This is a genomic window from Bacteroidota bacterium (assembly GCA_030706565.1).
In the GTDB taxonomy this organism is placed as follows: Bacteria; Bacteroidota; Bacteroidia; order Bacteroidales; family JAUZOH01; genus JAUZOH01.
This window is the reverse complement of record JAUZOH010000403.1, coordinates 1-3333: the sequence shown is the minus strand read 5'-3', so window position 1 is coordinate 3333 and position 3333 is coordinate 1. Positions and strand designations below refer to the sequence as shown.

Genomic DNA, 3333 nt, shown 5'->3' with positions numbered 1-3333 from the left:
ATTTTGGTGCATTCGCGGTTCATCTTCACAATTTTTGTTCCGTTCCCGGTTGGTATTCCGGCAGCAAACAACATGTAATGTTCGCCATCGTCGTCAACAAAATGCGAAGGGTCGCTCCCAAAATTGGTGATTTGTACGGGCTTGCTCCACGGGCCGAGAATGCTTTTCGATTTCATCATGTAATTACCCCGCACATTGGTACTGCGGTCTTTGCTCAACTGAACCAAGCAGTAAAAAATATAAAACTCGCCATTATAATACGAAATATCGGGAGCCCAGATGCCCATTCCATCGAAGAAATAACTCAGGTCTAAATCTTCACTTTTCGAAAACACATGACCAATCTGCTGCCAGTTCACCAAATCTTTGGAATGCGAAATAACAATGGCCGGGAAATATTCAAAAGTGGAATTAACGCAGTAATAATCCTCGCCAACCCTCACCACCGACGGATCAGGGAAAAAACCAGGAATAACCGGATTAGTGTAGGCTTTTGGTGCAGGGCATTGAGCCCAATCGTTATCGTTGAATCCGAAGGAATACCATTGTTGCTGCTGTCCGAGTTGAAGTGGATCGGTTTTGAATTGCCAGAAACCGTTCAGTGAAATACGCGTTTCGCCGCAGCTTACACGACCGGCCTGAGTGGAGATGGCAAGAAAGGAAATAAGGAGGATAACCAATAAAAATCTCTTTCTGTTCATGTTAGCAAATAGTTAGTTTGCTTAAAAGTATACAAATGAGATTTCAGGATGAAAATACAGTAGTACTCAATTATCGAAAACGTTTTCGGAAACGTTTTAAATTACCGAAAACGTTTCCGAAAAATCAGGCTATTCTTTCCCCCAAATCAATTTACCCAACTTAATAATGCTGTCTTGGTCAGCCTGACGATACGTTCCTGTTTTATCGGGTGCTGTCGAAAGCAGAATATTGCTTCCACCCCGATCGAAACTCTGTTTAATGTAGCGATACAGGCTGTCAACCGGATAGAACTGACTCACCGGAAAAGTAAACCACACTGAACCTTTCATCAAACCGTTACCCAAAGTGAGTGAATCACAGCGTTGTGAGGTAATCTCATATTCGAAGGGCAGGTAATAATTTTGGCCATTAATTTCCCGGTTCGGATTGTGCCCGGCAACTGGTGGAGTGCGCTCTTCTCCATTGATGATATCAGTCGGAAAATAGCGGACCTGGCTTCCATCCTGAACATGCTGGTTGAAATGAACGAAAGCTTTGGGGTTCTTGCTTTTGAGCAAATCATAAGTTTCCTGAGGTTTTAGTGTTGTATCGGCCCAGCACTGCATGTCGAGCCAAAATTCATAAATATCCCCATAATTCTCAGCCAATTCGGAGAGTTGTGCAAGGATAATTTTTTTCGGAGTAGTCCCTTTCAGCTCTTCCTTAATGGTGGGATTCCATTCCCAGGGAAGCCAATAGTTTCCCCACAAACAGTAGTATAGACAAGGTTTGATATTGTATTTCCGGCAAGCATCCACAAACAACCTGACCACATCCTTTTTGAACGGACTGCTGGCCACATCAAACCGTGTCACTTTGCTGTCCCACAAACAGAATCCGGAGGTGTGACGGGTAGTCAGTACAGCGTATTTCACTCCGGCTTTCTGAAAAGTGGTCATCAGGGTATCAAAATTCAGGTTAACCGGGTTAAAAACCGAAGGATCTGTATTTTTTGAAAATTCTTTGACTAAACAGGTGTTGTCGTTGAAATGGACGAAAGCACCAAAACGGAGTTTCTTCCATTCGGCAAGCGCATCGTTTTTTTCAGTAGCAGGCATGTGACTTTTAATATCTTTTTTGTTGCAAGAGACAAAAAAGATCAGCAAAGATGCCAGGACAATTAAGAAAGATTTCGTTCCCATTGGTGATGGCTTTTATTATTTGATCAATATTTCAATATCTGCTTTTCGGGATTCGGGCGTCACTTTCAGTGAAACAATTTGTCCGTTTTTAAGGATTCCTTCAACGGTTGTGTTATATGGTGCATGCAGTTTAAACGAAACATCCCAGTTTTTAGGCCATGCCGGAAAGAGGTATATTTTTTTGTCAACGGTTTGCATCAGCATTTCCTGAAGTCCGATCATTCCGGAACCGCCCCAATTGTGATCGGGAACCCAATCGTGCCCCGGTCCCCAGAAAGTGGGATATCGCCGTTCCGAATCCTGAAGTTTTTTAATTGTAATGGCTGCCGCTTCGTCTGTTAATCCAATCCGGGCGCAGAAAATGGCATCCTGGTGCCAGCTGATGTGGTTTTTCTGAATGGGAACGTCGGTTCCATATTTCCAGGTATTAATAGCCACTTCCAAATCCGGTCTGCCAATGCCATACATTCCGTAAGGAAAAACCGGGTACAACTGCGGAATCTCCTGGTTGTTGATGCGTGCCCAGGTCCATGCCGGCGAAATGGTTTTGTGCCCTTCTTTTTCACGAAAAGCAATTGCCGGAATGCGTTTCAGCATACCTTCCCAATGTGCACGTTTTTCTGCTGAAAGGTATTTCTCCGGAAGTTCGAGCAATCGGGTCAAAACCGTTTGCAAGCCGGCAATACACGAAGTTGAGTTATAGGCCATCTTGTAAGTTTCAGCTCCTGTTGATGGATAAAGAATCAATTTTCCGTCTCCATCCAAAGCCTGTTTGCTCCGCAAAAGCGCTTCCTTTTGGTAATGCTCATCAAAAAAGGTCAGACAGCTTTCAATAAACGGGATGTATTTCGAAATGTCCTGACCGGTATAGCGCTCCAAATCGAGCATCATCAGACAAAATTCCATTTGTGTGTCCCACAAATATTCGAGCCAGTAATTGTATTCCACTCCTTTCGGGAAGTTTTCAGGCCGGTTCCATCCGTATGAAGTTGCCAGCGGCAACCCAAATTGTTCCAGTTGCTCGGTAAACGATGCGCCTTTGTGGCCCCAGTAAAATTCGGTTCTCTTTTCAGCATTCCCCAAAGCCTGTAAATAGAAATTGAGTTGCGAAGGCAAGATGTCGAAATCGCCACTTTTAAACATTGGGTAATAGACTAGCCGCTGGTTTTGTGCTGTATGCGTGCCGCCACCCCAATTGCGGTGGTCGGGTGTAAAAGGGAAGTTTTTGTCAACAAAAGATGGGTCGAACGTAAACAATCCGCCATTGAATTTGGTGGGATATTTTCCATAGGCGTTGCAGCCCAGTTGGTAGCGGAAAAGCTGGTAGTTTCGCCCCACCTGCCATTCAGGAGATTTTGCGTCTTGTTTGTCCGAATTAATGACAATATAACTTCTGTTCCAGAAATCGCTCCACCATTTACAAGTTTTGGAGAATGCAGTTTTTTGAGCT

General features: G+C 44.1%; 3 protein-coding genes. All 3 read right to left on the bottom strand.

The window, feature by feature from the left end; translation table 11 throughout:
* Positions 1-701: family 43 glycosylhydrolase (locus Q8907_14755; GenBank protein MDP4275532.1), on the bottom strand; the 701-nt coding region annotated here is incomplete at its 3' end.
* Between the two features lie 129 nt (positions 702-830).
* On the bottom strand, positions 831-1883 hold the full coding sequence (locus Q8907_14750) for an alpha-L-fucosidase (GenBank protein MDP4275531.1): 1053 nt from the start codon (positions 1881-1883) through the stop codon (positions 831-833).
* A 15-nt stretch (positions 1884-1898) separates the two neighbouring features.
* Positions 1899-3333, bottom strand: a 1435-nt coding sequence (locus Q8907_14745; GenBank protein MDP4275530.1) for a hypothetical protein, incomplete at its 5' end; no start/stop codon positions are given.